The organism is Blastomonas sp. RAC04 (genome assembly GCF_001713435.1).
Classification (GTDB): domain Bacteria; phylum Pseudomonadota; class Alphaproteobacteria; order Sphingomonadales; family Sphingomonadaceae; genus Blastomonas; species Blastomonas fulva.
The window spans coordinates 1,586,966-1,613,803 of the sequence record NZ_CP016460.1 but is presented as its reverse complement, the minus strand read 5'-3'; the positions used below and the strand labels follow the sequence as shown (position 1 = coordinate 1,613,803).

Below are 26,838 nucleotides of genomic sequence, written 5' to 3'. Positions count from 1 at the left end.
GCTCACCGGGCCGGTTCACTTGGCCGCCGGAGCCTTGGCGCTGCAGCTGTAGACCAGGATCTCGTTGGGCTGCGGGGGCAGCGCCTGGCGCAGCGCCTTTTGCATGTCCTCCAGATCGGCCATCGCATCGGCATTGGTGGTGCAGGCGTTGTTCGAATAGCGCGCGCGGATCTTGCGCGCGGTCTGCATCGCGCTCAGCCCCAGCTGGAAATTCTCGGTGCGGAATTCGCGGGTTTCGGGATCGAACCGGTTGATCGATACCGCCTGCTCCTCGTTGGGCACGAACACGCGGGTCCAGCCATCGGTGTCGCGGCCATATTGGGTACGGTCGTTGACGCAGCCCGTGGTGGTCCAGCCGATTTCCACAGGCTGCGGGCTGGTGCCGGTGATGCGGCTGCGTTCGGGCACGATCCGGCAGACATATTGGCCATCGGCAGACCCGGTCGCGGCACCTGGCTTGACGCCCTTGGCCTTGAGCGCGGCGATCGCCATGTCCTCGGCGCCGTCGAAGCCAGGGCGCAGCACCAGGCCGAGCGCGGCTGCCAGCACGAAGGCGCCGCCGATGCCGACAGCGATCTTGCGCCTTTCCAGGTCACCGCGTTCGTGCAGCACGAAGGTCGCGCCGCCCGCCATGCCGGCGAGCACCAGCATCAGCGCGACGAACGCGACATGGTTTTCGCGCGCGGCGATGATCGCATGTTCGGCCTCGCGCAGCGCGTTCTCTTCGAGATCGCGCCGCTCGGCCTTCTCGGCCAGTTGGCGCGCGCGCGCGGCCTGTTCCGCCTGCTCGGCGCGCTCGCGTTCCTCGGCGGAAAGTTCTGCGACCGAACGGCAGGGCGTATCGGCAAGGCGGTAGTCCACCTTGGCCGAGCGCAGGAAGGTGAACAGTTCGCGGTTGGAGACCGCAAAGCCATATTCGGCATCGTTTCCATCGGACAGCGAGCCGAAGCTGTTGACGCCTGCAACGCGGCCGCACAGGTCGACCAGCGGCCCGCCGCTGTTGCCCTTGGCGAGCGCGGCGGTGTGCAGGATGGTATCGAAATCGCGCGTCGTGCGTCCGCCCGAGATGACGCCGGGGGTCTTGACCGGGGCCATCGGCGCAACGGTTTCGCGCGCATCGAGCCCCTGGGCGCGATCAACCGCGGCAGGATAGCCGATCGCCATCACCTGCGCGCCATCGTCGAGCGGGGTGGCGAGCAGCGGCAGGCTGGGCAGGCGACCCTTTTCGACCTCGATCAGCGCCAGATCGTTGCGCACCGACAGCGCAACCAGCTTGCCGCCATACGTGGTGGTGCCTTCGGACGGGATGATGCCGATGCGGATCGACGCATCCTCGCGCATCGGGGCGACCAGATGCGCGTTGGTGATGATCTTGTCGGGCGCCACGGCAAAGCCGCTGCCATGGCCGACATAGAAGGTTTCGCCATCCTCTTCGGCGACCAGCACCACGCGCACGACAGAGCGGCTGGCGGCCTGGATATCGTTGGGATCGGCGGAAAGCGGTGCCGCCAGCAGGGCCGCGCAAGCCGCGATGACGAGGGCGAAAAGGCGCATCGGGTTCATGGGGCCCATCTCATAACGGTCGTGTCAGACAAAGCTATAGGGATCGACATCGACCGCGACGCGCACCCCTGGCGGCCAGCGCATCGGGTCCAGCCATTGCCGGATGATCCGCTGCATCTCGACATTGCGCCGGGCGTGGACCAGCAGCCGGAAGCGGTGGCGCCCGCGCAGCAGCGACAGCGGGGCTGGCGCAGGGCCATAGACCGCAAAGCCATCGAGTTCGGGCGCACTCGCCCCGGTCTGGCGCGCGGCATCGCGCGCCTCGTCATGGTCCTCGGACGAGATGATGATCGCCGCCAGCCGCCCGAACGGGGGCACATTGGCATCGCGCCGCGCCTGGGTTTCAGCGGCGTAGAACGCCTCGCGGTCACCCTGCACCAGCGCATCGATCACCGGCGCATCGGGGTGGCGGGTCTGCAGGAACACCTCGCCGGGCTTGGCGGCGCGACCCGCGCGGCCCGAAACCTGCGCGATCTGCTGGAAGGTGCGCTCGCCTGCGCGCAGGTCACCCCCCTCAAGCCCGATATCGGCATCGATCACGCCTACCAGCGTCAGGTCGGGGAAGTGGTATCCCTTGGTCACCAGCTGGGTGCCGATGATGATGTCGATCGCGCGCGCCTCGACCGCCGCGACGAATTCGGCCGCCTTTTCGGGCGACCAGATGGTGTCCGATGTCACGATCGCGCGGCGCGCCTGGGGGAAGACCGCAGCGACCTCGTCGGCGATCCGCTCGACTCCCGGACCGCAGGCAACCAGGCAGTCACTCTCGCCGCATTCGGGGCAGGCGCTGGGCGAAGGTTCGGCATGGCCGCAATGGTGGCAGGCAAGCCGCCCCGATAGCCGATGATCGACCATCCACGCACTGCAGTTGGGGCATTTGAACCGGTGCCCGCAGTTCCGGCACAAGGTCAGCGGTGCATAGCCGCGCCGGTTGAGAAACAGCAACGTCTGCTCGCCACGCTCCAATCGTTCGCGCATCGCCTCGATCAGCGGCGGCGCGATCCACTGGCCGCGCGGCGGCGGGTTTTCGGTAAGGTCGATCAGCGCGATTCGCGGCAGCTGCGCGCCGCCATAGCGGTGGGTGAGGGTGAGCGCCTCATAACGCCCCGCTTCGGCCATCACCCGGCTTTCGAGTGCAGGGGTGGCGCTCGACAGCACCACCGGGCAGCCTTCGAACCGCCCGCGCATCACCGCGACATCGCGCGCATTGTAGCGCACGCCGTCTTCCTGCTTGAAGCTGGTCTCGTGCGCCTCGTCGACGATGATCACGCCCAGGTTGGCATAGGGCAGGAACAGGGCGGAGCGCGCGCCGACGATGATCCGCGCGTCGCCGGTGATGATCGCGTTCCATGCGCGCCGCCGCTCGGTCTGCTTGAGCCCAGAATGCCACGCGACCGGGGTGGTACCGAAGCGCTTTTCGATCCGGGTGAGGAACGGCTGGGTCAGCGCGATCTCAGGGAGCAGCAGCAGCGTCTGCTTGCCCTGCCGCAGCGCCTGCGCCACCGCCTCGAAATAGACCTCGGTCTTGCCCGATCCGGTCACCCCGTCGAGCAGGAACGGCGTGGGTTCCGCTGCTGCCACCGCCTGCGCCAGCCTCGTCGCGGCCTCGCGTTGCTCGTCGTTGAGCACGGGCGTGATATGATCGGGGTCGGGGCGCGGATAGGGGCGATCGACGGGCACCTCGACCGCTTCGAACGCGCCCGATTGCACCAATGAGCGGATCACACCTTCGGACACCTCGGCCAGTGCCGCCAGCTCGCGCACAGTTGCCTGCGCGCCTTCCAGCGCGTCATACGCCTTCTGCCGTTGCGGGGTCATGCGCACGGGCACCGACCCGTTCAGCCGGTATTCGGTGATCGCGCGGCCCGGGCCCAGCAGCGATCCGCCGGGCAGCGCCATCCGCGCGACGGCGGCGGGCGGGGCGAGGTAATAATCGGCGGTCCAGTCGATCAGGCGGCGAAGCGGCGCGGACAGGGGCGGGATGTCGTGCCGGGCCGCGACCGGGCGCAGCCGGCTGGCCTCGACCTCGGTTGCATCGAGCGCGCCTGCGTCCCATACGATCCCGTCGATCCGCCGCGGCCCGAGCGGCACCTGCACCACCGATCCGGCTGGCAGCTCCATGCCCGCAGGCACGCTATAGTCGAGCGGACCGATGGCTGAGTTGAAGAGGAGGACCCGAACGCGATTCATGGTGGGGTCTGCATAGGCGGTGAAGCAGCGTGCGTATAGCTGCGGCCAACTTTCTCCCTTCCCGCAAGCGGGAGGGGAGAGCGCGCGCCCTTATTCGGTTAACCCCATCGGCTCCCCGCGCTATAGCGGCGTCACGAATCGCACCCCATCCAGCCATCCGGAGCCCGCCGCCATGAAATTCTTCGTCGACACCGCAGACACCGCCGATATCGCCGATCTGGCCGCCACCGGACTGCTCGATGGCGTTACCACCAACCCCTCGCTGATCGCCAAGTCAGGCCGAGATTTCCTCGAGGTGACCAGGGAAATCTGCGCGCTGGTCGAAGGTCCGGTGTCGGCAGAGGTCGTCGCGCTCGACCATGAAACGATGATGAAAGAGGCCGAGATCCTGCGCAAGATCGCCGACAATGTCGCGATCAAGGTGCCGCTGACGCTCGACGGCCTGAAGACCTGCAAAAAGCTGACCGACGATGGCACCATGGTCAACGTCACCTTGTGCTTCTCGGCCAACCAGGCGCTGCTCGCGGCGAAGGCCGGCGCGACCTTCATCTCGCCCTTTGTCGGCCGTCACGACGACAACGGCTTCGACGGCATGGCGCTCATCGAGGACATCCGGCTGATCTATGACAACTATGCTTTCGAGACCGAAATCCTCGTCGCCTCGATCCGCCACCCGATCCATGTGCTCGAATCCGCCCGCATCGGCGCCGATGTCGCCACCATGCCGCCCTCGGTGATTCGCAGCCTGTTCAAGCATGTGCTGACCGACAAGGGCATAGAAGGCTTCATGGCCGATTGGGCCAAGACCGGCCAGTCGATCGGCTGAGCCAGCTCCCCCCGGCGGCCTGGATCAGGCCGCCTTGGCCGGGCTGTAGCTCGCCAGATAGTCGATCAGCGCTTCGTACGGCATCGGCCGTCCGATCAGATAGCCCTGTGCCTTGTCGCAGCCCATCTGCGCGAGCAGCTGCAGCGTTTCGCTGTCCTCGACGCCTTCGGCCACCACTTCCTCGCCCAGCGAATGCGCCAGCTCGATCGTCGAGTTGACCATGATGCGGTCCGAGCGGCTGGTGACCAGCATCTTGACGAAGCTGCGGTCGATCTTGAGCTCGGTCGCGGGGCAACGCTTGAGATAATCGAGCGTCGAAAAGCCCGTGCCATAATCGTCGATCGACAGCTGCAGACCCAGGCTGCGCAGGTCTTTCAGCTCCTGCATCGCGGCATCGGCGCTGGACATGGCGGCGGTTTCGGTGATCTCCAGGATCAGCCGCTCGGCGGGAAGGCCATGGCGGCGCAACGTCTGGATGACCATCGGCTTGAGATTGGCATGGCCGATCAGCCGCGGCGAGAGATTGACCGCCATGTCGAAGCGCTGGCCGTTGCTGTTCAGCTTGGCGGCAACCTGCACCGCGCGGTTGAGCACGTGGTCGGTGAGCTTCTCGATCCGGTCATGACGCTCGGCCGCGGTGATGAACTCTTCGGGGTTGATCGGGCCTTTTTCGGGATGCGTCCACCGCACCAATGCTTCGGCGCCGCAGATTTCGCCTGACAGCAGGTCGAGCTTGGGCTGGAACGCGACCCAGACTTCACCATTGTCGATCGCCGCGTCGAGTTCGCCTAGCATCGAGACGCGCCATTCGGTGGCCTCCAGCTTGGTCGGATCATAGACGCGCCAGTGCTCGCCCGCATTCTGCGCTTCCTGGCAGGCGAGCAGCGCGCTCGACATGCGGCTCTGTATGGTGCGGCCCGGATCGGCATCGACCCCGAAGGCGATGTTGAGATCGATCAGCCGGCCCGAGACATTGGCCGGGCTGCGGAAGATCGCGCTCAGTCCCGCGAGCTGGTCACCGACATTGTTGATGCCGGCCGCAGGCATCAGCCACATGAAGATGCCTTCGTCGCCCTGATAGACCTTGCAGCCGCCGTTGCCGAGCGTCAGCCGCATGATGATCTGGTCGACCAGCTCCTTCTCCGCGGCCGAAGGCAGCGCGGTGGCGGCTTCGGCGTAGTTGTGGATCCGCGCGGCGATCAGGCCATCCTGGCTGTCGAGCCCGGCAGCGCGCAGCGCATTGAGGTTGGGCTGGCCCGAGACCTCGTTGACCATGCCGCGCTCGTCGAAAGTCTGGCGGTGCAGCTTCCAGGCATGGTGGCCCATCGCACCCAGCATCAGGACAAGCGCGGGCATGATGTCGGCGTAGCGGCCCAGGCTTTCGAGCAGCAGCGGAAGGCCCACGGCGCACACTGGCAGCGTTGCGATCATCCCCAGCACCAGCTGGGTGCGCGATACCCGCATCAGCAGCGCCGATGTCAGGAACGCGACCAGGAATGGCACCCACCAGCCATAGGTCACCGGCGCTCCATCAAGCAGCGTCTCGGCAGCAAGCGCGGTGACGAACACGCTCGCCGACGGGCCCTGGCCCGGAACTGCATAGCGGTTGCCGATCCCGGTGGCATTGGTGCCGATGATGACATCGCGCCCGCGCAGCTGGTCGAGGCTGGCGCGTCTGTCCAGAACTTCGCCCGCGCTGACATAGGGCAGCGATTTCAGGCGGACGGCATAGTCGATCGGGAATGCCTCGCCGGGCTTGCCGGTCACGCCCGAAATGGCGGACGCGATCGAAGGGATGTTCTGGTTGCCGACCTTGTTGCTGTAGGGCATGTGCCAGGCGACGTTGAACCCGTTGGTACGGATGTTGGTGTTCACCAATCCAGCAACGGCACGCAGCGCTGCCGGCGGTAGCAGCTGCTCGCCGCTGTTGTCGGCAGCTTCCGGCGCGAAGTTGGCGGCGATATACACATGGCCGTTCATGCTCGCCATGGCATCGACAAGCTGCGGCAGCTGCGGATCGTTGGCGGCGACGTTAATCGGAAAATCGAAGAACACCCGGCGTGCGCCGGCCTGCGACAGGCGGTCGATCATGTCGGCATAGCGCTGGGCCGACCATGGCCAGTCGCCGATCTGCTGCTGGGCGCGGCTGTCGATGCCGACCACGGCGATCTGGCCGGTGGCGTCGTGATCGCGCGCCTTGTTGCGGATCGCGCGGAACATGTCGTCGACGGGCTCGCCGAACTCGGCCAGCCCGAACAGCAATGCGGACACGAGCGACCAGATGAGCAAAATGCGCATCGGACGTGCCGTGTTCCTGCTGTTACGAGTGACGACTGGTTGCATGTGGTTACTTCCTCGTAAACCGTAATACCGCGCAGAGGGTTACCAAACTGCAAATTTGCCTCGTTCCGAGGGTATCGCGATCCCCCAATTCCAAGGGGTTTTCGCAGGTGCAGTCGGTGGCCCTTCCGTCCCCGCTCCGTTTATCGGGGGGGGTGGGGCAGCGTCACTACCGTTTTGAAAAAATTATATTTTCTCTCCTTCGAAGATGCGCGCCTCGCAACCTTGTGCTGCTATCGAAGCTCCGCTGGCGAAGCGGAAGTCCCGATTTGGCACATTTGCCAGGTGCAGTTAATCTATCGATTACCGACATTAGACGCAGAAAGCCTAATCCGGCTTTGGCAAAACCGGTTGGCTGATATGCTTAATGCGTAAAGCATGCACGCCGCGTCTAATTGGCGGCGGCTGGGCCATGACGTTCAGGTGCCCGGCTGGCGGATCCACTGGCCGCTGTTGCGGTATTCCGGGCGGATCTGGCTGTTGTCGGGCAGGTTGGATCCGCGGAACACAGCATCGCCGCCGCGCCGGACGACGTCGGGGGCGTAAGCCGGAGCCTGCACCGCGTTCAGCGACGGCGCGGTGGCGGGTGCTGCACGGCCCAGACGCTGGGCCTCCAGCGTCACGGCGTTGTCGGCCTCGGCCTTCAGGCGCGCGGCCTCATAGGCCTTGGCCAGCACCAGCGGGTCGAGCGGATCGACTGCGCTCGCCAGGATCAGCGTGCTGCGCGGCTTGGGGCCGGGGAAGGGTTCCGCGCCCAGATGCGACCGGACAAAGGCCATGCTGCGTCCGGCGGCGCCCTTCCAGCGATAGAAACGGTGCGCGCCGATGGTGCCGATGAAGTCAAGACTGGGCGCCCAATAGGGCGAAACTTCGGTGGTGTGGTAATGCGTCGCGGTGCCGACCGGGCGATAGACATAGCCCGACAGCGCACGTTCCGCGACCCGGCGCGCGCGCGCCCAATAGACCTGGCTGGGTACGCGCGCCATGGCACCATCGCAGCTGAAGCTGAACTGGCAGCCGGTTGCACGTTCGGATCCCTGATAGACCACGCCGCAGACGGTGTCGGGGTAGCTGGGGTGCATCATCCGGTTGAGCACGACCTGTGCAACCGCCTGCTGCCCGGCGTCGGGCTCCATCGCGGCTTCGTAATAGATGGCGGCGGTGAGGCACTGCAGTGCGCGGCCCTGATCGACCGGGGATCCACGCAGCACCACGCCGCGCACGAATTCGCCACCCGAAAGCCCATCGGCAACGTCACCGCTGAGCACGGCAAGCGACGGCTGGACCAGCGATCCGGCATCGTCGAGATAGTAGAACGCAGAGCCCGGGAAGTTTTCGCCCGAATGCTCGAACGGCAATCCCTCGCGTGGCTGATATCGCGGGGCGGCCGTGTCATCCTCGCCGCGCTGTGCACGAACGATCTGCGAGGCGCCCAGCGACAGCACCAATGCCAGCGCCAGCCATGCCACCCACTCGCGCAATCCCATCGCGGCGCTGAAACGCTTCATTCCGGTGGGGGCACGAGACATGATGGAGACGCGAATCCTGACAAGCGGTGGTGGGAGGAAAGCCCTGAGCATGCCGCCTAGCGCAAATCGGTTACCAAATCTGCGGGCAATTTGCGCTGTCTCTGGACGGGACAGCCGATGTGACAGGAATTAACAATTCGGAAACACGCGGAAAAGCCAGGTTCGGACCGGCGCTTTCAGTAGCGGACAAGGTCGTAGGACAGGGTCAGCGCCTGCGGGATCATCCCCAGCTTGACCAGCCGTCCGGCAGTGCGCCAGAAGCCGTGCTTGGTGCCGCCCTCGCGCAGATGCGCCTGCATCAGTTCCAGCCCGCCGCTGGTCATCGCGTCGCGCGAATATTTGACGCTATCGATCACTTCAAGGCGCATGCGTGCCCCGACCCCCTGGGTGCCCAGCACCGCATCGATGGTGTCGAGCGAGGGCAGGGAGGTCGCGCCCTCGAACGGATCGGGCCGCCCGGCGCGGCGCTGCTGCGCTGCGTAGCGGGCGCAGGCCGCGCCGATCGCCTGCACCAGGATGTGCTTTTCGCTCACCTGATCGGGCGAGCGACGATAGAGGAACAGCCGGTCGCGCAGGTTCATCATGTCATGATGCTCGCTGACGCGCAGCCACAGGTCGTAGTCCTCGCAATGGCGGAATGCCGCGCGGTATCCGCCCAGCGCGCGGATAACATCGCGGCGCATCATCACCGAAGGATGGCAGATGCCGCTGGCGACCATCAGCCGCTCGCGAATGTCTTCGGGCTGCTCGGGATGGAAATCGCTGCACGGAAAGTAGGCGCCGTCTGCGTCAAGTTCGTCGGTGTTGGTGCCCAGCACCGCGATCTCGGGTCTTGCAGCCATTTCGGCGAGCTGCACAGCAAAGCGTTCTGGCCGCGAGACGTCGTCGCTGTCCATCCGTGCCACCAGCGACGCGCGTGCCTCTTCGAGCAGCAGGTTGAGGCTGGCGATCAGGCCGCGGTTTTCCTGATGGATCACCCGGATGCGCGAATCCTGCGCGGCGTAGCGATCAAGAATCGAGGCAGAAGCGTCGCTCGAGCCGTCGTTGACGATCAGGAATTCAAAGCGCCCCTCGGTCTGGCCAAGGATGCTCTGGATCGCCTCGGCAACATAGCGCTCGGCGTTGTACACGCTCATCAGCACGGAAATGACAGGCGTGTCGGTCTTGTTCATGGCGTGACTGTAATCGTTAATCCGTTGGGTTGGGCGCCTAAATAACGTGAAGTCCCCTGCACGCAAAATGGGTTAACCTATATTTTTCTCGAGCTGCGCCAGCCGGTGTCGGACCAGCCAATAGCCGCCCAGCCCGAACAGCACCCCGCCGATCGCCTGTCCGATCAGCACGCCCGGTGCTCCGGCGACGGCACTACCCACCATCGCGAAAGGCAACACGCCCAGCGTGTTGCGGCCCCAGTTGGTCCAGCTCGACCAGTTGGCGCGGTCCAGATTGTTGAAGCTGGCGTTGGAGATGAACAGCAGCCCGTTGAAAAAGAACAACGGCACCACGATCCACGCAAAGGCGTGGATCAGGTCCATGCCACCTGCGGGCAGATCGAACACCCAGCCGATGCCATCGCTGCCCAGGATCAGCGCAGGCCAGATCAGGAGCGTGAAGCCTGCGGCGAACAGCACCGCGCGATCGATTGTGCCGCGCACCCTGTCGAGCTGGCCCGCGCCGTAATTCTGGCCGATGATCGGGCCGATCGATCCGGAGAGCGAGAACAGCAGGCAGAAAGCCAGCGGGATGATCCGGCCGATCACCGCATAGCTGGCCACCGATGCCTCGCCATATTCCGCGATCAGGCGAAAGGCGATGATCCCGCCGACCGGGGTCGCCAGATTGGTCAGCACGGCAGGCACCATGATCTTGCGGATATCCACCAGATTGGCAGCGAAGCTTTCGCGCGTCGGCATGGCAAAGCCGCCATAATGCCGCAGGATCGGCACGATGCCGGTCACCGCCATCAGCAGGATCGAGATTACGGTCGCCCAGGCGGCGCCGACAAAGCCCCAGCCCAGGCCGAACATCAGCAGCGGATCGAAGATCGCGTTGCCTGCCGCCATCGCCAGCGTGGTGTTCATCGCGCGGCGGGCATCGCCATAGGCGCGCAGCAACCCCGAACAGACCATGCCCACCACAGTGATCGGCCCAAACGGGGCAACGATGCGGATATAGCTGACCGCGGCATCCCTGGCTCTGCCGGTCGCCCCCATCATCTCGACCCATTGCGGCGCGAAGATCCAGAACACCAATGCGATCAGCGCCGCCATGGCAACGCCCAGCATCAGCACCTCGCCCAGCAGCGCACGCGTGGTTTCGCTGCGGCCCATGCCGATGCGGCGGGCAGCGAGCGCGCTGATTGTGATCATCAGCCCGATATTGAGCGAGGAATTGAGGAACAGCAAAGTGCTGGCAAAGCCGATCCCCGCGGTCAGCGACGGGTCGCCCAGCTGCGAGATGAAAAACAGATCGGCGAAATCGACCAGGAACAGCGCAAGCAGGCCGATGCTGGAGGTGAGCGTCATCACGGCGACGTGCCGCATCAGGCTCCCGGTGAGGAACTTGCCGGTGCCGACCGACCGTGCGGACGTTGGCGCGCGCGTGGGCGATGGGCCGCTGCTGCCCGATGGGGCAGGGGTCAGATCGGCGGACGATGCAGTGGAATCGGAAATGGCGGGTCGTCCGGTTGCGAATGCGGCGCGGGATGGCGCCGGGGCTTCTTGCATATAGGGCATTGCTGCCGATGCAAAAGACCGTTTCGGTTCGCAACCGGACTTCGTGCCGGTCAGAGGCGCATGCTCAGGTCGCCGAGCGCGCGATCCAGTCGTCCACCCGGCGCTCCAGGATCGACAGCGGCTGCGATCCCGATGCGATCAGCAGATCGTGAAATCCCTTGATGTCGAATTTCTTGCCCAGCTTGCTTTCGGCGCGCTGGCGCAGCTCGACGATCTTGAGCATCCCCATCTTGTAGCCGGTCGCCTGGCCCGGCAGCGTGATATAGCGGCGGATTTCCGATCGCGAGCGTTCGATCGGCTGGCGACCGGTGGTGTTCATGTACGCAACCGCCTCGTCCTCGGTCCAGCCCATCGCATGGATGCCGGTGTCGACCACCAGCCGCGCCGCGCGGAACAGCTCGGCATCCAGCCGCAGGAAATCGGCCGCGATATCGGGGAAGGCGTTCATTTCCTTGCACAACGCCTCGGCATAGAGCGCCCAGCCTTCGCCGAACGCGACATAGCCGGTGACCGCGCGGAACTTGGGCCCGCTGGTCTGCCGCACCTGGATGTCGCCCTGCATGTTGTGCCCGGGAACCGCCTCATGGCACATCAGCGTGTACATCGCCGCCGGATCGGGCACGGTTCCCACCAGATGGACATAGGTCTTGGCCGGGCGCGATCCGTCGGGGCTGGGGGCAGAGGCGTGCGCTGCGCCGCCTGCGACTTCAGAGAATGCCGGCTCGCGCACCACCTCGATGCCGTATTTGGGCAGCGAGTTGAAATAGGGCTCGAGCAGCGAGCGGGTGTGCGCGACAAAGGCATTGGCGGTCGTCAGGTACTCGGTCCGCGCCGCGTCGTCATAGGGCCGCGGCGGGTTGAGCCGGGCGCGCTCGGCATAATAGGCGCTACGGTCCTTGAACCCTGCCTGCTTTGCCAGCGCATCCTGCTCGGCCTCGATCCGCGCGACCTCCGATCGGCCGATGGAGTGGATCTGCTCGGCGGTGTAGTCGCTGGTGGTGTTGAGCTTGAGCTCGTTGGCATAATAAGCCGCGCCTTCGGGCAGGGTGATCGCACCGACCTTGCCGCTGGGCGCGTTGGGCAGGCTGGCCCTGGCCCAGGCGACGACCCGGTCATAGGCCGGCTTCAGCGCGACGATCGCCGCGCGCGCTTCGGCCAGCATGGCATCGGCCTCGGCGCGAGGGAGCTTGCCGGCCTTGACCAGTGCCTCGGTCTTGGCCTTGACGTCCGCCCAAAGCGCGGCATCGGGACCATCGCCGAACGGCGCGCCGCTGGTCAGCTTCTCGCTGCCGGTGATGATGGTCTCGATCTGGAACTTCGGCGCGCGGATACCCGCCGCTTCGCTCGCCTTGGTGCGCGCGATCGCGACATCAAGCACAGCAGGGATGCCGCGCAGCCTGGCGATGTAGTTCTTGAGGTCGGTCGCGTCGGCAACCGTGTGCGTGTTGATCAGGAAATCGGGCAGCTGGCTGTGCGCCGAATAGAGCCGCGAATAGAAGGGCGGGCGGTACACCCGGTTGGCCTGCTGCATTTCGGCACGCTCGGCCTCGAGCGCCCAGATGTCGTAGTTGACCTGCGCCTCGGGCGAGAGCTTCGCGCGGTCGAACTGCGCCTTCATCCGGGCGACCGAAGCCTTGCGCCAGGCAAGCTGCGCCTCGGCAGCTTCATCGCCGATGTCGTTCCACTGGTCGCCGCCGTCCTTGCGGCCAAGGCGCGTGGCGAGCTGCGGCTGCTGCTTGATCGCTTCTTCGAACTCGGCATCCAGAAACGCGGTCAGCGCGGCATCCTGATTGGCCTCGGCGGGCTGCGCGGCGATCGCCGGTGCAAGCGCGATCGTGCTGGGTACGGCAAGCGCGATGGCGAGCGCGGATACGGCAAAGCGAATGGTGTGGTGCATGATGGTCCCCGTGGTTAGGCGGCGACCATAAGAGCCTGATCACAAAGGGGGCAAGCGCAGAATGGACGGCATGAGACAGCCCGAGCGACGTGGGTTGCACCCACATACCTGTGCCTCAGGTTCGCCGTCGTCTGACAGACGCGCGCCAGAGGTTCTGTGGAAAGCAAATATACGCTTTCCTACAGCCCTGATCGTGCATCATCGTGTCACCATGCGTAGAATCGACCAGACCGAACTCGAGGCCATGCTATATCAGGCGCTCAAGGCAGCACCGCCCACAACAAAAACCGCCATGCGGTCCAAGCTGGCGATGGAAAGTGACCGCGCGCATGAAGCGATGGCCAAGCATATCGCGGCCAGGCTCGCGGGCGGTTCAACGGCTGTCGTGGTCGCGGATCCGGTCGACAATGGGTATTTCGATAAACGGCCCGGCGTGTGGGGCAAGGATGAACCAGGGCCGGATTAGCGGTTGTCCGCGCCTAACCATGCCGGTGCAGGGCGCCCAGACGCCTTAGCGTGAGCCCGATGATAAACCAGCGCCGCTATGGCGGTCGCGTTCAAGCCGGCAATCAGGGCGAATGCAGTTGCTGCGGTCATGTATCTTGGCCCGTAGTTAGTTGCTTGCAAGCCTTACGGCAGCCGCGCAACTTCGTTCCGACCAATGGGCAAGTGTTACCTACCGGGTTACCTACAGAGGCGGCTGCAGGATCGCTTGACCGCCACCGTCTCATAAACCATTGAGTTAATTGCTATAATGGTGAGCCCTGCTGGGTTCGAACCAGCGACCTACTGATTAAAAGTCAGTTGCTCTACCGACTGAGCTAAGGGCCCGTAAGGGGTGGCGCAGCGGTGTGGCGCCATCGGATGTCGACCGGTGTGTCCCGGTGCGGCGTCTCCCCTAGTCGGGGAGCCTTGGCGGGTCAAGCCCGCGTGAGCCGGTGCAGAAGCTGGCCGATGCTGCGCCCGGTGACCGGGTCGCGCAGCTGCGGCGCGATCATCGCGGCGGGTTGCAGCACGAAGCGCCGCTCGCGAAAGGCGATATGCGGGACGATCAGCTCAGGCCGGCGCGAATGCCAGGTGCCGCCCGACCACCAGATGATGTCGAGATCGAGCGTGCGTGCCGACCAGCGCTGGCCGCGCCTGGTGCCGAAGCGCGCCTCCAGCGTCTTGAGCAGCGCCAGCAGATCGTCGGGGGCAAGCCGCGTGCAGATCAGCGCCGCGCTGTTGGCATACATGCGCTGCGAAGGGCCGATCGGGCGCGTGCGGATGGCAGGCGCGAGCGCGAGAATATCGACATCCTCGGCCGCGAGCGCCTCCATCGCGGCCTCCAGCACCCGCTCAGGCGGACCGATGCGGTGGTGCCGCCGGTTCGATCCCAGCGCGATCAGATACTGGGCAAGGCTTGCCTGACGCATGGTCTGCGCCTAGCGCTTGGGCGTGATCAGCGTAAGCCCCATTCCGCACACCGAGCCGCCGCGCGACTGTCCTTTATGCCCAAGGCTGGTGGCGCTGCGCCACGCCTGCCAGGCCGAGCATCCCGACTGGTGGAACGCGCCCGTCGCTGCCTTTGGCGATGCCGATGCGTGGCTGGGGATCATCGGGCTGGCGCCGGGCAAGCACGGGGCGAACCGCACCGGACGGCCGTTTACCGGCGATTATGCGGGCGATCTGCTGTTCGCGACTCTGGCGAAGTTCGGCTTGAGCAACGATCGCTACGAGAGCAATCTCGGCGATGGCCTCGCGCTCAGCGGCGTGGTGATCATCAATTCGGTCAAGTGCCTGCCGCCGCAGAACAAGCCGACGCCGCAGGAGATCAACACCTGCCGCCGCTTCCTCACCGCCCAGATCGCCGCGCTACCGCGCTTGCGCGTGTTCGTCGCGCTGGGACGGATCGCGCACGACAGCTTCCTGCGCCACTGGGGCCACCGCCTCGCCGATCATCCTTTCGGCCACGGCGCGGTCCACGAACTGGGCGAGGGCAGGGTGCTGATCGACAGCTATCACTGCAGCCGGTACAACACGAACACTGGACGGCTGACGGCCGCGATGTTCGAGGATGTGTTCGCGATCGCCTGCGGGGTGCGGGGCGAACGCTTGGCGTGATCGGCCCTGGGTCCCGGATCAAGTCCGGGATGACGAGAGTTGCATCCGTTTCCGGTCAAATACATCCGTCACCCCGGACCTGATCCGGGGCCCGGGGTGTTCCGGTCTTCAAACGTCCTGCGCCAGCCGTCCGTAAAGCTCCGGCCTGCGGTCGCGGAAGAAGCCCATGCCGGCGCGGTGCATCCGTGCCTGGTCGAGGTCGAGCGTCGCGACCAGCACGCCGGTTTCCTCCGCGCCATATTCCAGCACCTTGTCGCCCCATTCGTTGGTGATGAAGCTGTGGCCGTAAAAGGTCTGCTCGCCCTCGATCCCGATGCGGTTGCTGGCGATCACCGGCATGCAGTTGGAGACCGCATGTCCCTGCATCGCGCGCTGCCACATCCGGCTGGTGTCGAGCGTGCTGTCATAGGGCTCGGAGCCGATCGCGGTCGGATAGAACACCAGTTCCGCCCCCATCAGCGCCATCGCGCGCGCGCATTCTGGGTACCATTGGTCCCAGCAGATGCCGACGCCAATGCGGGTGCCGCACACGTCCCACACCTTGAACCCGGTGTTGCCGGGGCGGAAATAATATTTCTCCTCATAGCCCGGACCGTCCGGGATGTGGCTCTTGCGGTACACCCCCATGATCTCGCCATCGGGATCGATCATCGCCAGCGAGTTGTAGTGATGCGGTCCGTCGCGCTCGAAGAAGCTGGTGGGGATCGCGACCTTGAGCTGGCGGGCGAGCTTCGCCATCGCGCGCACGCTGGGGTGCTCATTCGTCGGACGCGCGGTGGCGAACAGCGCCTCGTCCTCGGTCCGGCAGAAATACGGTCCCTCGAACAGCTCGGGGGGCAGGATGATCGCTGCCCCCTTGTCGGCTGCATGGGCGACCAGATCCGTCACCGCCTCGATATTGTCGGCTTCGCTTGCGCCCAGCGGCAACTGCAGGGCGGCGACGGTGATCTCGGTCATAGTCTTGAGCTTACTTCTTCTTGAACAACAAGGTCATGCGGTCGGATTCGCCGATCGCGGCGTACTTGTCCTTGTCCACGTCCTTGAGCGCATAATTGGGCGGCAGCGTCCAGACACCCTGCGCGTGGTTGGCCGGGTCCTTGGGGTTGGCGTTGATCTCGCTCTTGCCAGCCAGCACGAAGCCGTGCTTTTCGAACATCGCGATCACATCGGCTTCCTTGAGATAGCCCTTGGAACCATCGACATATGCCGCAGGCGCATCGGCCTTGGCGCGGTGCTGTTCGATGCCGACCATGCCGCCGGGGGCGAGCATGCCGTGGATCGCGTCAAGCTCGCTGCCCAGGATGCCCGAGCGCTGCAGGTTGTGCAGCATGCGGAAGATCAGCACGCGGTCGACCTTGCCCTGCATCTCGGCGGGGACGGCGTTGGTGACGAAGGCGTGGATCTTGTCCGCGCTGACCCCGGTCGCCTTCGCGGCGCGCGCGGGATAATTGGCAGGGAAGGCGTTCATCTGCGCCTTGCGTTCCTCGTTCAGCGACGGGCTGCTCGGCGAGACGCCCAATGCCACATATTTGCCGCTGGTGGCGGTGAGCGGCGCGAGGATCTTGCTATACCAGCCGGCATCGGCGGCATATTCGGCGACCACCATGTTCGGTTTCACCTGGAAGAATTCGAGCGTTTCCTTGGGGTGGCGATACTGGTCGCGTGCCTTGTCGGTGCCGCGCAGATCGGCGGCAACCGCAGCGTCGATCGCGGATGCAGGGCTTGCATCGGCAGCGTCGGCGGCGAAGGCAGGCTGGGCGGCTCCGATCAGCGGCAGGGCGGTGCCCGCGATCAGGGCAGGGATGATCAAATGGCGCATGGGGGCAATCCTCTTCAAAGGTTCTGGGGAATATAGGCAGTAACCTGACAGGCGCTATACCCGGCAGCGACTGGCCGATCAATCGATCTGGGCGTCAGCCCACGGGCAGCGGCATCTGCTGGCTGGCGCAGTGGAAGCTGCCCCCGCCGGCGAGCACTGCATCGGCGCGCAGCCCGATCGTCCTGCGCCCGGGGAAGCAGGCGGCGATCGCCTCCACTGCGGGCTGGTCCGACGCTGTGCCGTAGGTCGGCACGATGACCGCATGGCTGGTGATCGCGAAGTTCATATGGCTCGCGGGCTGTACCTTGAGCTGCCCTTCGGCATCCACCCGCTCGACCAGCCCGGGCGAGGGGATGGGGACGACCGTCACCCCGAACGCCTCGGCGCGCGCTTTTGCATTGGCATATATCGCGGCATTCGGGTCATCGTGCCCGGCAGCAACCGGTAGCGCCAGCGTGCCGGGCGCCACGAACCGCGCCAGATTGTCGACATGGCCATCGGTGTGATCGTTAAGCAGGCCATCGCCCAGCCACAACAGCCGCTCGATCCCCAGATCCCGGTGCAGCCGCGCCTCGATATCGCTGCGCGACAGATGCGGGTTGCGGTTGGGGTTGAGCAGGCACTGTTCGGTGGTGACGCCCAATCCGGTGCCATCGACATCGATCGCGCCGCCCTCGAGCACCCAGTCGGCCCGCACCGAGGCGAGCCCGGCCTCTTCACTGAGCGCGCCGCCGATCTCGGTATCGCCCTCCATTACATATTTGCCGCCCCAGCCGTTGAAGCCGAACAGCTGCGCCCGCAGCGCGCCGCCGGGCCCTGTAACCACCAGTGGCCCGGTATCGCGCAGCCAGATGTCGCCATAATGGTGGATGCGGATATCCACCCCATCGCCCGACAGTTCGCGGGCGATGGCCGCGCTCGCCTCGTCGCGGCAGACCAGGCGCGCCGGCTGTCCGCTTTCGGCCACCGCGCGCGCAAATGCCGCGATCTCGGCTTGCGCTGCAGCAAAAAAGCCCTGCCATTCATCGGCGAGATGCGGAAAGCCGATCCACAACCAGGCTTGCGGCGACCATTCGGCGGGCATGCGATACGTCAACGGTCTGTCCTTACTTCGCGGCGGCGCGGCTGGCGTCGCGGGTGGCGCGGAATTCGTCGCCTTCCACCCAGTTGGGCCAGCTGGTCGACATCGCCAGCGATCGGCCGATGCGGTAATAGAGCGACAGGTCGGCTATCACGCCAGACCAGTTCCAGTCGGGGTTATATTCGTCCTTGGGGCCGTGATAGCGGTTGACGGTATAGTCCTTGGCCGCGGCTGCGCCTGCCGCGGTGCCACCCTCGATCAGGTCCTCGCCGCCATCGATATACAGCATCGGCACGCCCTGCTTGGCGAGGCTGAAATGGTCGGAGCGGTAATAATAGCCGTTCTGGGGGCTGCTGTCCGGAGACGCGACGCGGTCGGCGGATGTCAGCGCCGCGTCGAGATACGCCTCGAGCTCGGACTTGCCCTTGCCCACCACGGTCACGTTGCGCGACGGACCCGCCATCAGGAACGCATCCATGTTGATGCCGCCTGCGGTCTTTGCCAACGGATAGATCGGGTTCTGCCCGTAATAGGCAGAGCCCAGCAGGCCGGATTCCTCAGCCGTCACCGCCAGAAACACCACGCTGCGATCGGGCGCGCCAGCCTTTGCGAAGGTTTCGGCGAGCGCCACCAAGGCTGCGGTGCCGGTGGCGTTGTCGACCGCGCCGTTGCAGATGTCGTCGCCATCGGACGCAGGCTTGCAGCGGCCCAGATGGTCCCAGTGCGCGGTGTAGAGGACATATTCGTCGGGCCGCTTGGCGCCGGGCAGAATGCCGATGATGTTGTTCGACATCGTCGTGTCGATGGCGTTGGCGAACGACACCGATGCCTTGACGCCCAGCGGCACCGCCTTGAAGCCCTTCTTCCTGGCAGCCGCGCTCAGCGTGGCGAGATCCTGCCCGGCGCTGGCGAGCAGGGTTTCGGCGGCGGATTTCTGGATCCAGCCGTTCGCCTGGGTCTGGCTTGCGCCCTTGTCCTTGGTCTGGGCGAAGAACTGAGGGCCGGTCCAGCTCGATTCGACCACGCCCCAGCCATAAGCGGCGGGAACGGTATCGTGCACGATCAGCGCGGCAGCGGCACCCTGACGCGCGGCTTCCTCGTATTTGTAGGTCCAGCGGCCGTAATAGGTCATCGCCTTACCGCCGAAGTCGCCAGTGAGGTCCGCGCTGTCGTAGTCGGGGTCGTTGACCAGGATCACCACGGTCTTGCCCTTGACGTCGACCCCGGCATAGTCGTTCCAGCCCTTTTCGGGCGCGTTGATGCCATAGCCGACGAACACGACATCGCTTCCCGCGATGGTGATGCTGTCCGCCTCGCGATAGGTGCCCAGCACCATGTCGGTGCCATACGCCAAGCTCAAGGGGGTCTTGCCGCCAGTGATGGTCAGCGGGCTGACCTTGCCTGCCTCGATGCTGACCAGCGGCACGGGCTGCAGCCAGCTGTCGCCATTGCCGGGCTTCAGCCCCGCCTTGGCAAAACGCTCGGTCAGCAGCGCGATGGTCTTCTGTTCACCGACGCTACCGGGCGCCCGGCCTTCAAATTCATCCGATGCCAGCATCCGCGTCACGTCCTGCATCGTAGCTTGCGACACCGGCTGGGGGGCGACATCCGGGATATCGAGAGGCGCTGTCTGCTGCGCGCCAGCATGCGCAGCGGACATCACGAAGAACGGCAGGGGAGCGAATTTGAGCAGCGTTTTGATCATGATACGGGCGCTTTTCGACCAGAGGACACAGGGCCGGACGGCAGGTCCGGTGGCCGCGTCTGTTTGCCAGCTTGGCCTGCGGCAGGCAAGCGCGGCGGGACGAACCGATTCGCGCCATGCTTGTGATATGCAACGAAATTCCCTATCGGACGTATCAAAGTTAACATGCGTCAATGTGGCGCGGGTCGATCGGCTTGCTCACCACCCCGTAAAACCCATGCGTGAAGGCCAGGCCAGATACTGATGTCGGCGGAAACCCCCGCAGATACCCCGCCGGAAATCGGCGGTGCTCCGCTCGACGACGGAGCATTCAAGGCGGAGCTGGCTGCGCTGATTCCTCATCTGCGTGCCTATGGCCGGTCGCTTAGCGGCAATCGCGATGTCGCAGACGACCTCGTGCAGGACACCATGCTGAAAGCCTGGGCCGCTCGCGAGCGCTTTGCCGCGGGCACCAACATGCGCGCCTGGACCTTCATCATCCTGCGCAATTCTTTCCTGTCGCAGCGGCGTCGCGCGCGGTTCACCACCGAGTGGGACGACGTCGTTGCCGACCGGATCCTCTCGATGCCTGCAGGCCAGGGTGACCAGCTGCATCTTGCCGATGTCCAGCGCGCGCTGATGCAGCTTCCCGAAAGCCAGCGCGAGGCGCTGATCCTGGTGGGGGCGGGCGGCTTCTCCTATGAAGAAGCGGCCGAGATCTGCGGCGTGGCGTTGGGGACGATCAAGAGCCGGGTCGCGCGCGGTCGCGCCGCCCTGGGCGCGCTGATCGAGGATGTGGTGACCAACGAAAGCCGCGGCGAACGCACAGCGGACCCTATGGCGGCGATCATGGCCGATGTCGACCGGGTGAGCGGCGGGCTGCCAGGCCGGGGCGGCGACGACGCATAACTGCGCAAGGTGGGGCGGATCGCCGCGTGCGCGCTGCATCGCTCATTGCACAGACACGGGCAGGCGGTTAGCACCCGTCGCATGACGATGCCCGATGCATATTCCGACGCCATAAGCCGCGCCTGCACGCATTCGCCATTTCTGGCGCTGGCGATCGAGCGTCATCCCGAACCGCTCGCCGTGCTGCGCGATCAGGGCGTGGATGCAGCGATTGCGGACATCGTGGCAGCCTATGCCGATGCACCGGTGGGCGAGGCGCTGCGCCGCCGCAAGAATGCGTTGGCGATGGTGCTGGCGGTGGCCGATCTGGCAGGCGTCATCGGGGTCGACAAGGTGACGCACTGCCTGTCCGATTTTGCCGATGCCGCTCTCGATTGCGCGCTTGGCGATGTTTTTGCCAGGCGCACCCCGGGCGAGCCGGTGCGCGGCTTTGCGGTGATCGCGCTGGGCAAGCATGGCGGGCAGGAGCTCAACTACTCGTCGGATATCGACCCGATCTTCATCTATGATCCCGAGACGCTTCCGGTGCGCGCGCGCGAGGATGCCGCCGATGCCGCACAGCGAATCGCGCGGCAGCTGATCGATCTGATGAGCGCGCGCGACGGGCATGGCTATGTCTTCCGCATGGATCTGCGGCTGCGCCCCGCCGCCGAGGTGACGCCATTGGCGATCCCGGTCGATGCGGCGCTGTCGCATTATGAATCGCAGGCGCTGACCTGGGAACAGGCGGCATTCATCCGCTCGCGCGCTGCGGCAGGCGACCGCGTGCTGGGGCCCTATTTCATGGAGGCGCTGCGCCCGTTCATCTGGCGGCGCTCGCTCGATTTCGGGACGATCGACGAGATCGCCGCGCTCACCCGGCAGATCCGCGACCATTACAGCAAGGGCCAGCTGCTCGGCCCCGGCTTCGATCTCAAGCGCGGTCGCGGCGGTATTCGCGAGGTCGAGTTCTTCACCCAGGCGCACCAGCTGATTCATGGCGGGCGCAACCCTGCACTGCGCGCGCGATCGACGCTGGATGCGCTGGCGGCGCTGGCCGGGCAGGGGATCGTGCCCGAGGACGAGGCCATGATGCTGTCGGCGCATTATCGCACCCTGCGCACCTTCGAGCACCGGTTGCAGATGGTCGACGACCAGCAGACCCACAGCCTGCCGCAGGATCCGGCGGCGCTCGACAATGTCGCACGGCTGCACGGGCTTGCCGATGGTGCGGCGATGATTACCGCGCTGGAGGGCGTTACGGGAGAGGTGGCTGGGGTCTATGACGGGCTGATCGCCTCGCAGCGATCGAGCAGTGACGATGCCGCGATCACGCTGAGCAACGATCCCGAACTGCTTGCCGATGCGCTTGCCGCAGCCGGGCTCGAGGCGCCCGAGGCGCTGGCCGCGCGGGTGCAGGGCTGGCGCGGCGGCGCGGTGCGCGCGCTGCGCAGCGCGGCAGGGCGCAAGGCGTTCGAGGCGGTGCTGCCCGCCTTGCTCGCGGCGTTTGCCGATGCGCCCGACCAGCCTGCCGCGCTCAACCGGTTCGACGATCTGCTGCGCCAGCTGCCCAGCACGGTCAACGTCTTCCGCCTGCTGCAGGCTCGCCCTGCGCTGATGCAAACGATGGTCGATATCCTCAGCCATGCGCCGCCGCTCGCCGAATCGCTGGCGCGGCGCGGCGATCTGCTCGACGGGCTGATCGATGCCAGCGCCTATGATCTGGTGGGGTCGGTCGACGAGATCGTCCAGCGGCTGTCGCGCGAGGAACCTGGCGACGATTACCAGCAGCGGCTCGATGCGGTGCGGGTGCGGGTTGGCGAAATGCGCTTTGCGCTGAGTGTGCAGCTGATCGAGGGGCGGCACGATCCGGTCGCCATCGCTGGCGGCTATGCGCGGGTGGCGGAGGCCGCGATCATCCGGCTGGCCAGTTGCGCGGTCGATGAATTCACCCAGGTGCACGGCACGATCGCCGGCAGCGAGCCGGTGATTCTGGCGCTGGGCCGGTTGGGAGGCGGCGCGCTGACGCATGCATCGGACCTCGATCTCATCTTCCTGTTCAGCGGCGAGATCGGCGCGGAATCCGATGGCCGGCGGCCGCTGGGGAGCACACAATACTACAACCGCCTGGCACAGCGGATCATCGCAGCCTTGAGCGTCCCCACCGCCGCGGGGGCGCTGTACGAGGTCGACACCCGGCTGCGTCCCAACGGCGCGCAGGGGCTGCTTGCGGTGTCGTTCGCCAGCTTTGCCGAATATCAGCGGGGTCAGGCCTGGACATGGGAACATATGGCCCTGTGCCGCGCGCGCGTCGTCTTTGGCTCGCCCGAGGCGCGGGCGCGGCTGGAGGGGATCATCGGCGATGTGCTGCATCACCCGCGCGACGCGGGCGAGATCGCCGCAGCCGCGCTCAAGATGCGGACCGATATCGCCAGCCACAAGCGCCCGCTCGGGCCGCTGGACGTGAAATTGCTGCCCGGCGGGCTGGTCGATATCGAATTCATCGTCCACACGCTCCAGTTGCAGCACCGTACCGCCTTCCACCCCGATCTGCGCGAGGCGCTGGCAGCACTGACCGCAGCGGGGCTGGTCGATGCGTCGCTGGGTGCCGCGCATGATCTGATGACGCGGCTGCTGGTGACCTTGCGGCTGGTGGCGCCCGATTGCGCCGAGCCGCCGCCCGCCAGCCAGGTGCTGATCGCGCGTGCCTGTGGCTGCCAGACATGGGATGGGCTGATGGCTGACGTCGAAATCGCGCGCGCGGGTGTTCAACAGGCCTGGCAGAAATTATTTGCAACCGGCTGACCCGCATCAGCCGCACCAGTGAAAGGAACGACGATGACCGATATTGGAGACACCATCCCCGACATGGCGCTCACCCGCCCCGATGGCAGCGAGGTGCGGGCCAGCGATTTCGCCGGAAAACCCTGGGTGCTGTATTTCTATCCCAAGGACGACACCACCGGGTGCACCAAGGAAGCGCAGGAATTCAGTGCGCAGCTGCCCGCGTTCGAAGCCGCGGGCGTTTCGGTGCTGGGCGTGTCGAAGGATCCGCCCAAGAAGCACCTCAAGTTCATCGAAAAATACGGCCTCACCGTCCCGCTCGCCAGTGATGCGGAGACGGATGGCCTTGCCGAGGCGATGGGCGTGTGGATCGAAAAATCCATGTACGGCAAGAAATACATGGGAATGGACCGCTCGACCTTCCTCATCGGCAAGGATAGCAAGGTGGCGAAGGTGTGGCGCAAGGTGAAGGTCGCCGGGCATGTCGACGAGGTGCTCGCCGCAGCGACCGCGCTCTGATCATCCCAGGCGCGAACGAATCATGCGGCTCGCCCGGCAAGGGCGGGCCGTTTTGGTCGGCAAAAAGCGGGTCGGATGACGTTTTCTTGCAATACGAAGTAGGGTTGGTGGCGTAGATAACCCGTGCTGATTCACCATTCACCGGTCGGCTTGCACCAGCCAATATGCCGAAAATCAGCCCTTTTTGCCTGCGATTAAACGACTCAACGTGCCAACCAGACGCTTCAACGCGCGATTGGCCGAGACGGGTTGCGGCGCACAAACTTTTGCCCCTACTCACTGTTCAACGAAATCGGAGGGAAGGGGTTCCAACGATTTTTGGTTTTTCTACCCCGGTCTCATTTGAGGCTGCGGGAAAGAAGGGCAGGCGCCAGGGCTCAACGGCCAGACGCACTGCCCGATAAAAAGGTGCTGAGTATTCATGGTCGCAACCAGAATTATCGCAACGGTTCTTACCACCACCACAGCCGGTCTGCTGTGCGCTGCGTCACCCGCAATGGCTGAAAATGGTTCCGCCGACGTTGCATCGAATATTGCCTCTGCCGCTGCAGATAACGGCACCGGCGCTCAGGACACCGAATTCCGCGCTCTCTTCGCTGACTGGAAGTCGCTCGAAAATCGCGACACCGGCCGCATCGCCATCCCGTCGCGCAAGCCCGTCGACAGCTTCAAGCTCACCAGCCAGTACGGCTTCCGCGCCGATCCGTTCGCCGGCCGCCGCGCCCGCCACAAGGGCGTTGACATGGCAGGCCCCATCGGCACCCCGATCTACGCCACCGCTGACGGCATCGTCGGCCGCGCGCAGTGGGTCGGTGGCTATGGCCAGTATGTCGAACTCAACCATGGCGGCGAAATCCAGACCCGCTACGGCCACCTCTCGCAGATCCTGGTGCAGCCCAATCAGCGCGTCACCAAGGGCCAGGTCATCGGCCTGATGGGCTCGACCGGCCGCTCGACCGGCAGCCACCTGCATTATGAAGTGCGCATCGCCGGCAACTCGGTGAACCCGATGCCCTTCATCTCCTCGCGCGATTACCTTCTCGCCATCCGTGATGGCAGCCGCGTCGCCCAGGGCGGCCCCGCCGAATAAGTGCGCGGCCCCGCCGAACAAGCGCGCGGCTGGGCCGAACAAGCGCGCGGCCTGGCGCCAAGCCAGCCATCAGACTTTCGATAAAGGCGCCGGATTTCCGGCGCTTTTTTCGTTTGAGAGGTCCGCCACGCGCAGTTTGGCGTTGCTTTAATCGCGCGATTAAACGATGCTCCGTCCAACAACAGGAATCGCCCCGGGCGGCTTATGCTGCCCTGCGGGGGAAATCCTTGCACAGGAGGGAATGTCGCAATGCATCCATCGGTCCATGCCCGGACGGAGGGCGCCAAGCCCGCGATCATCATGGCCGGATCGGGTCGCCAGATCAGCTATGACCAGCTGGATCGCCGTTCCAACCAGATCGCGCACTATCTGCGCAGCCAGGGGCTGGCCATTGGCGACACCGTGGCGCTGTGTCTGGAGAATCGCGCCGAATATTTCGATGTCGTTTGGGGCGCGCAGCGCTCGGGGCTGATTTTCGTGGCGATATCCAACCGCCTGACCGCCGACGAAATCGCCTATATTGTGCAGGACAGCGGTGCAAAGCTGCTGGTGACGTCGGACACTCTGGCTGCGCAGCTGCCTGCCATCCGGCAACAATGCCCCGATGTGCCGGCGGTCAGTCTGGACGATGCAGGCTTCCTGGCGGTGCTCGATGGCCTGCCTGACACCCCCATCGCCGATCAGCGCGCGGGCGCCGACATGCTCTATTCGTCGGGCACCACCGGGCGCCCCAAGGGGGTCAGGCTGCCGTTGCCCGAGGATGGCGACATCGCCGCGAGCAATTCGCTGGTCGCACTGGCGCAAGGCGCATTCGGCTTTGGCGCGGACAGCATCTATCTTTCGCCCGCGCCGCTGTATCACGCCGCGCCGCTGCGCTGGTGCATGACGGTGCACAAATTGGGCGGCACCGTGATCGTAATGGAAAAGTTCGATCCGGAAGCCGCGCTCGCTTTGATCGAACGCTACAAGGTCAATGTCAGCCAATGGGTGCCGACGCATTTCACCCGTATGCTGAAGCTGCCCGAGGACATCCGCACCCGCTACGATGTCTCGAGCCTCAGGTCCGCAGTCCATGCCGCAGCGCCGTGCCCGGTGCCGGTCAAGCAGGCGATGATCGACTGGTGGGGGCCGGTGCTCAAGGAATATTATGCCGGGACCGAGGGCAATGGCTTCACCTTCATCTCGAGCGAAGACTGGCTGACGCACCAGGGCTCGGTCGGCCGCGCGCTGATGGGTATCGTGCGGATCTGCGACGAGGAGGGCAACGAGGTTCCCGCGCGCACCGAGGGCACGGTGTATTTCGAGGGCGGCGGCACGTTCGTCTATCACAATGATTCGGCCAAGACCCGCGAGGCGACGCATCCGCAAGGCTGGACAACCTTGGGCGATGTCGGCTGGGTCGACGAGGATGGCTTTCTGTATCTGACCGACCGCAAGAGCTTCATGATCATCTCGGGCGGGGTCAACATCTATCCGCAGGAGATCGAGAACCTGCTGGTCAGCCATCCGCGCGTGGCGGATGCTGCGGTGATCGGCGCGCCGTGCCCCGATATGGGCGAGCGTGTGGTCGCCATCGTGCAGCCGCTCGATCTGGCCGAAGCCGGCGATGCGCTCGCCGAGGAGCTCAGCGGCTATCTGCGCAAGTCGTTGTCGGGGGTAAAGATTCCGCGCCAGATCGATTTCCGCGACGAACTGCCCCGCCACGCGACCGGCAAGCTCTACAAACGGCTGCTGCGCGACGAATATTGGGCCAAGGCCAAGGCCGACAGCGCGCTGGCGGAGGGTTGATC

General features: G+C 65.4%; 20 protein-coding genes and 1 tRNA gene. 8 read left to right on the top strand and 13 right to left on the bottom strand.

The genetic code is table 11. From position 1 onward, the window contains the following. Positions 1-15 precede the first annotated feature (15 nt). A complete protein-coding gene (locus tag BSY18_RS08570; protein ID WP_171900193.1) occupies positions 16-1,554 on the bottom strand; it encodes a S1C family serine protease in 1,539 nt (512 codons plus the stop codon). A gap of 33 nt (positions 1,555-1,587) precedes the next feature. After that, complete coding sequence (locus tag BSY18_RS08565; protein WP_069050311.1) at positions 1,588-3,753, bottom strand: primosomal protein N'; 2,166 nt, start codon at positions 3,751-3,753, stop codon at positions 1,588-1,590. A 172-nt stretch (positions 3,754-3,925) separates the two neighbouring features. Here BSY18_RS08565 and fsa point away from each other — a divergent pair, with 172 nt between their 5' ends. Then, positions 3,926-4,579, top strand: coding sequence for a fructose-6-phosphate aldolase (fsa, locus tag BSY18_RS08560; RefSeq protein ID WP_054134670.1), 654 nt, complete (start codon positions 3,926-3,928; stop codon positions 4,577-4,579). 24 nt (positions 4,580-4,603) lie between these two features. On the opposite strand, the gene BSY18_RS08555 is transcribed toward fsa, so the two are convergent. From BSY18_RS08555 to BSY18_RS08535, 5 genes are all read right to left on the bottom strand, one after another. After that, entirely contained in the window at positions 4,604-6,877 is a 2,274-nt protein-coding gene (locus BSY18_RS08555; RefSeq protein WP_069050310.1) for an EAL domain-containing protein, read from the bottom strand. Positions 6,878-7,338: 461 nt separating this feature from the next. Then, positions 7,339-8,448, bottom strand: a complete 1,110-nt coding sequence (locus BSY18_RS08550) for a cell wall hydrolase (RefSeq protein WP_236823491.1) — start codon at positions 8,446-8,448, stop codon at positions 7,339-7,341. A 176-nt stretch (positions 8,449-8,624) separates the two neighbouring features. Then, entirely contained in the window at positions 8,625-9,620 is a 996-nt protein-coding gene (locus BSY18_RS08545; protein WP_054134668.1) for a glycosyltransferase, read from the bottom strand. A 72-nt stretch (positions 9,621-9,692) separates the two neighbouring features. After that, complete coding sequence (locus BSY18_RS08540; protein ID WP_069050309.1) at positions 9,693-11,183, bottom strand: MATE family efflux transporter; 1,491 nt, start codon at positions 11,181-11,183, stop codon at positions 9,693-9,695. A 64-nt stretch (positions 11,184-11,247) separates the two neighbouring features. Further along, positions 11,248-13,080 (bottom strand): DUF885 domain-containing protein, encoded by a 1,833-nt coding sequence (locus BSY18_RS08535; RefSeq protein WP_069050308.1) that lies wholly within the window; start codon positions 13,078-13,080, stop codon positions 11,248-11,250. A gap of 211 nt (positions 13,081-13,291) precedes the next feature. Between BSY18_RS08535 and BSY18_RS08530 the strand changes: the two genes are divergently transcribed. Beyond that, positions 13,292-13,546: a hypothetical protein gene (locus BSY18_RS08530; protein WP_054134665.1), complete on the top strand. Its 255-nt coding sequence runs from the start codon at positions 13,292-13,294 to the stop codon at positions 13,544-13,546. Between the two features lie 289 nt (positions 13,547-13,835). On the opposite strand, the gene BSY18_RS08525 is transcribed toward BSY18_RS08530, so the two are convergent. Further along, positions 13,836-13,911 (bottom strand) — tRNA-Lys (locus tag BSY18_RS08525). 89 nt (positions 13,912-14,000) lie between these two features. After that, positions 14,001-14,495, bottom strand: a complete 495-nt coding sequence (gene folK, locus BSY18_RS08520) for a 2-amino-4-hydroxy-6-hydroxymethyldihydropteridine diphosphokinase (RefSeq protein ID WP_069050307.1) — start codon at positions 14,493-14,495, stop codon at positions 14,001-14,003. A gap of 22 nt (positions 14,496-14,517) precedes the next feature. Between folK and BSY18_RS08515 the strand changes: the two genes are divergently transcribed. After that, the gene (locus BSY18_RS08515; protein ID WP_069051808.1) at positions 14,518-15,183 is read left to right on the top strand and encodes a uracil-DNA glycosylase; all 666 of its coding nucleotides are present in this window, start codon (positions 14,518-14,520) and stop codon (positions 15,181-15,183) included. Between the two features lie 108 nt (positions 15,184-15,291). Here the strand turns inward: BSY18_RS08515 and aguB are convergent, their stop codons facing one another. From aguB to BSY18_RS08495, 4 genes are all read right to left on the bottom strand, one after another. Next, positions 15,292-16,140 carry an N-carbamoylputrescine amidase gene (gene aguB, locus BSY18_RS08510; RefSeq protein WP_069050306.1) on the bottom strand — a complete coding sequence of 283 codons (849 nt, stop codon included), beginning with the start codon at positions 16,138-16,140 and terminating at the stop codon, positions 15,292-15,294. 10 nt (positions 16,141-16,150) lie between these two features. Continuing rightward, complete coding sequence (locus tag BSY18_RS08505; protein ID WP_069050305.1) at positions 16,151-17,002, bottom strand: class I SAM-dependent methyltransferase; 852 nt, start codon at positions 17,000-17,002, stop codon at positions 16,151-16,153. Between the two features lie 94 nt (positions 17,003-17,096). Beyond that, positions 17,097-18,086 (bottom strand): agmatine deiminase family protein, encoded by a 990-nt coding sequence (locus BSY18_RS08500; protein WP_069050304.1) that lies wholly within the window; start codon positions 18,084-18,086, stop codon positions 17,097-17,099. Between the two features lie 22 nt (positions 18,087-18,108). Then, the gene (locus BSY18_RS08495) at positions 18,109-19,788 is read right to left on the bottom strand and encodes a M28 family metallopeptidase (RefSeq protein ID WP_069050303.1); all 1,680 of its coding nucleotides are present in this window, start codon (positions 19,786-19,788) and stop codon (positions 18,109-18,111) included. A gap of 243 nt (positions 19,789-20,031) precedes the next feature. Between BSY18_RS08495 and BSY18_RS08490 the strand changes: the two genes are divergently transcribed. From BSY18_RS08490 to BSY18_RS08470, 5 genes are all read left to right on the top strand, one after another. Then, positions 20,032-20,676 carry a sigma-70 family RNA polymerase sigma factor gene (locus BSY18_RS08490; RefSeq protein ID WP_069050302.1) on the top strand — a complete coding sequence of 215 codons (645 nt, stop codon included), beginning with the start codon at positions 20,032-20,034 and terminating at the stop codon, positions 20,674-20,676. 87 nt (positions 20,677-20,763) lie between these two features. Continuing rightward, a complete protein-coding gene (locus BSY18_RS08485; protein WP_442856580.1) occupies positions 20,764-23,460 on the top strand; it encodes a bifunctional [glutamine synthetase] adenylyltransferase/[glutamine synthetase]-adenylyl-L-tyrosine phosphorylase in 2,697 nt (898 codons plus the stop codon). A gap of 33 nt (positions 23,461-23,493) precedes the next feature. Then, positions 23,494-23,958: a peroxiredoxin gene (locus BSY18_RS08480; protein ID WP_069050300.1), complete on the top strand. Its 465-nt coding sequence runs from the start codon at positions 23,494-23,496 to the stop codon at positions 23,956-23,958. Positions 23,959-24,379: 421 nt separating this feature from the next. Continuing rightward, on the top strand, positions 24,380-25,048 hold the full coding sequence (locus BSY18_RS08475) for a M23 family metallopeptidase (protein WP_054134656.1): 669 nt from the start codon (positions 24,380-24,382) through the stop codon (positions 25,046-25,048). Positions 25,049-25,297: 249 nt separating this feature from the next. After that, complete coding sequence (locus tag BSY18_RS08470) at positions 25,298-26,836, top strand: acyl-CoA synthetase (RefSeq protein WP_069050299.1); 1,539 nt, start codon at positions 25,298-25,300, stop codon at positions 26,834-26,836. Positions 26,837-26,838 lie beyond the last annotated feature (2 nt).

What these genes read in the sequence shown, in the direction of transcription:
- BSY18_RS08530 (WP_054134665.1), top strand. Translation starts at nt 13,292, where the DNA reads ATGCGTAGAATCGACCAGACCGAACTCGAGGCCATGCTATATCAGGCG.
- folK (WP_069050307.1), bottom strand. Translation starts at nt 14,495, where the DNA reads ATGCGTCAGGCAAGCCTTGCCCAGTATCTGATCGCGCTGGGATCGAAC.
- BSY18_RS08570 (WP_171900193.1), bottom strand. Translation starts at nt 1,554, where the DNA reads ATGCGCCTTTTCGCCCTCGTCATCGCGGCTTGCGCGGCCCTGCTGGCG.
- BSY18_RS08555 (WP_069050310.1), bottom strand. Translation starts at nt 6,877, where the DNA reads ATGCGCATTTTGCTCATCTGGTCGCTCGTGTCCGCATTGCTGTTCGGG.
- BSY18_RS08490 (WP_069050302.1), top strand. Translation starts at nt 20,032, where the DNA reads ATGTCGGCGGAAACCCCCGCAGATACCCCGCCGGAAATCGGCGGTGCT.
- BSY18_RS08505 (WP_069050305.1), bottom strand. Translation starts at nt 17,002, where the DNA reads ATGCGCCATTTGATCATCCCTGCCCTGATCGCGGGCACCGCCCTGCCG.
- BSY18_RS08495 (WP_069050303.1), bottom strand. Translation starts at nt 19,788, where the DNA reads ATGATCAAAACGCTGCTCAAATTCGCTCCCCTGCCGTTCTTCGTGATG.
- aguB (WP_069050306.1), bottom strand. Translation starts at nt 16,140, where the DNA reads ATGACCGAGATCACCGTCGCCGCCCTGCAGTTGCCGCTGGGCGCAAGC.
- BSY18_RS08470 (WP_069050299.1), top strand. Translation starts at nt 25,298, where the DNA reads ATGCATCCATCGGTCCATGCCCGGACGGAGGGCGCCAAGCCCGCGATC.
- BSY18_RS08540 (WP_069050309.1), bottom strand. Translation starts at nt 11,183, where the DNA reads ATGCCCTATATGCAAGAAGCCCCGGCGCCATCCCGCGCCGCATTCGCA.
- fsa (WP_054134670.1), top strand. Translation starts at nt 3,926, where the DNA reads ATGAAATTCTTCGTCGACACCGCAGACACCGCCGATATCGCCGATCTG.
- BSY18_RS08545 (WP_054134668.1), bottom strand. Translation starts at nt 9,620, where the DNA reads ATGAACAAGACCGACACGCCTGTCATTTCCGTGCTGATGAGCGTGTAC.
- BSY18_RS08485 (WP_442856580.1), top strand. Translation starts at nt 20,764, where the DNA reads ATGCCCGATGCATATTCCGACGCCATAAGCCGCGCCTGCACGCATTCG.
- BSY18_RS08500 (WP_069050304.1), bottom strand. Translation starts at nt 18,086, where the DNA reads ATGCCCGCCGAATGGTCGCCGCAAGCCTGGTTGTGGATCGGCTTTCCG.
- BSY18_RS08550 (WP_236823491.1), bottom strand. Translation starts at nt 8,448, where the DNA reads ATGTCTCGTGCCCCCACCGGAATGAAGCGTTTCAGCGCCGCGATGGGA.
- BSY18_RS08565 (WP_069050311.1), bottom strand. Translation starts at nt 3,753, where the DNA reads ATGAATCGCGTTCGGGTCCTCCTCTTCAACTCAGCCATCGGTCCGCTC.
- BSY18_RS08475 (WP_054134656.1), top strand. Translation starts at nt 24,380, where the DNA reads ATGGTCGCAACCAGAATTATCGCAACGGTTCTTACCACCACCACAGCC.
- BSY18_RS08535 (WP_069050308.1), bottom strand. Translation starts at nt 13,080, where the DNA reads ATGCACCACACCATTCGCTTTGCCGTATCCGCGCTCGCCATCGCGCTT.
- BSY18_RS08480 (WP_069050300.1), top strand. Translation starts at nt 23,494, where the DNA reads ATGACCGATATTGGAGACACCATCCCCGACATGGCGCTCACCCGCCCC.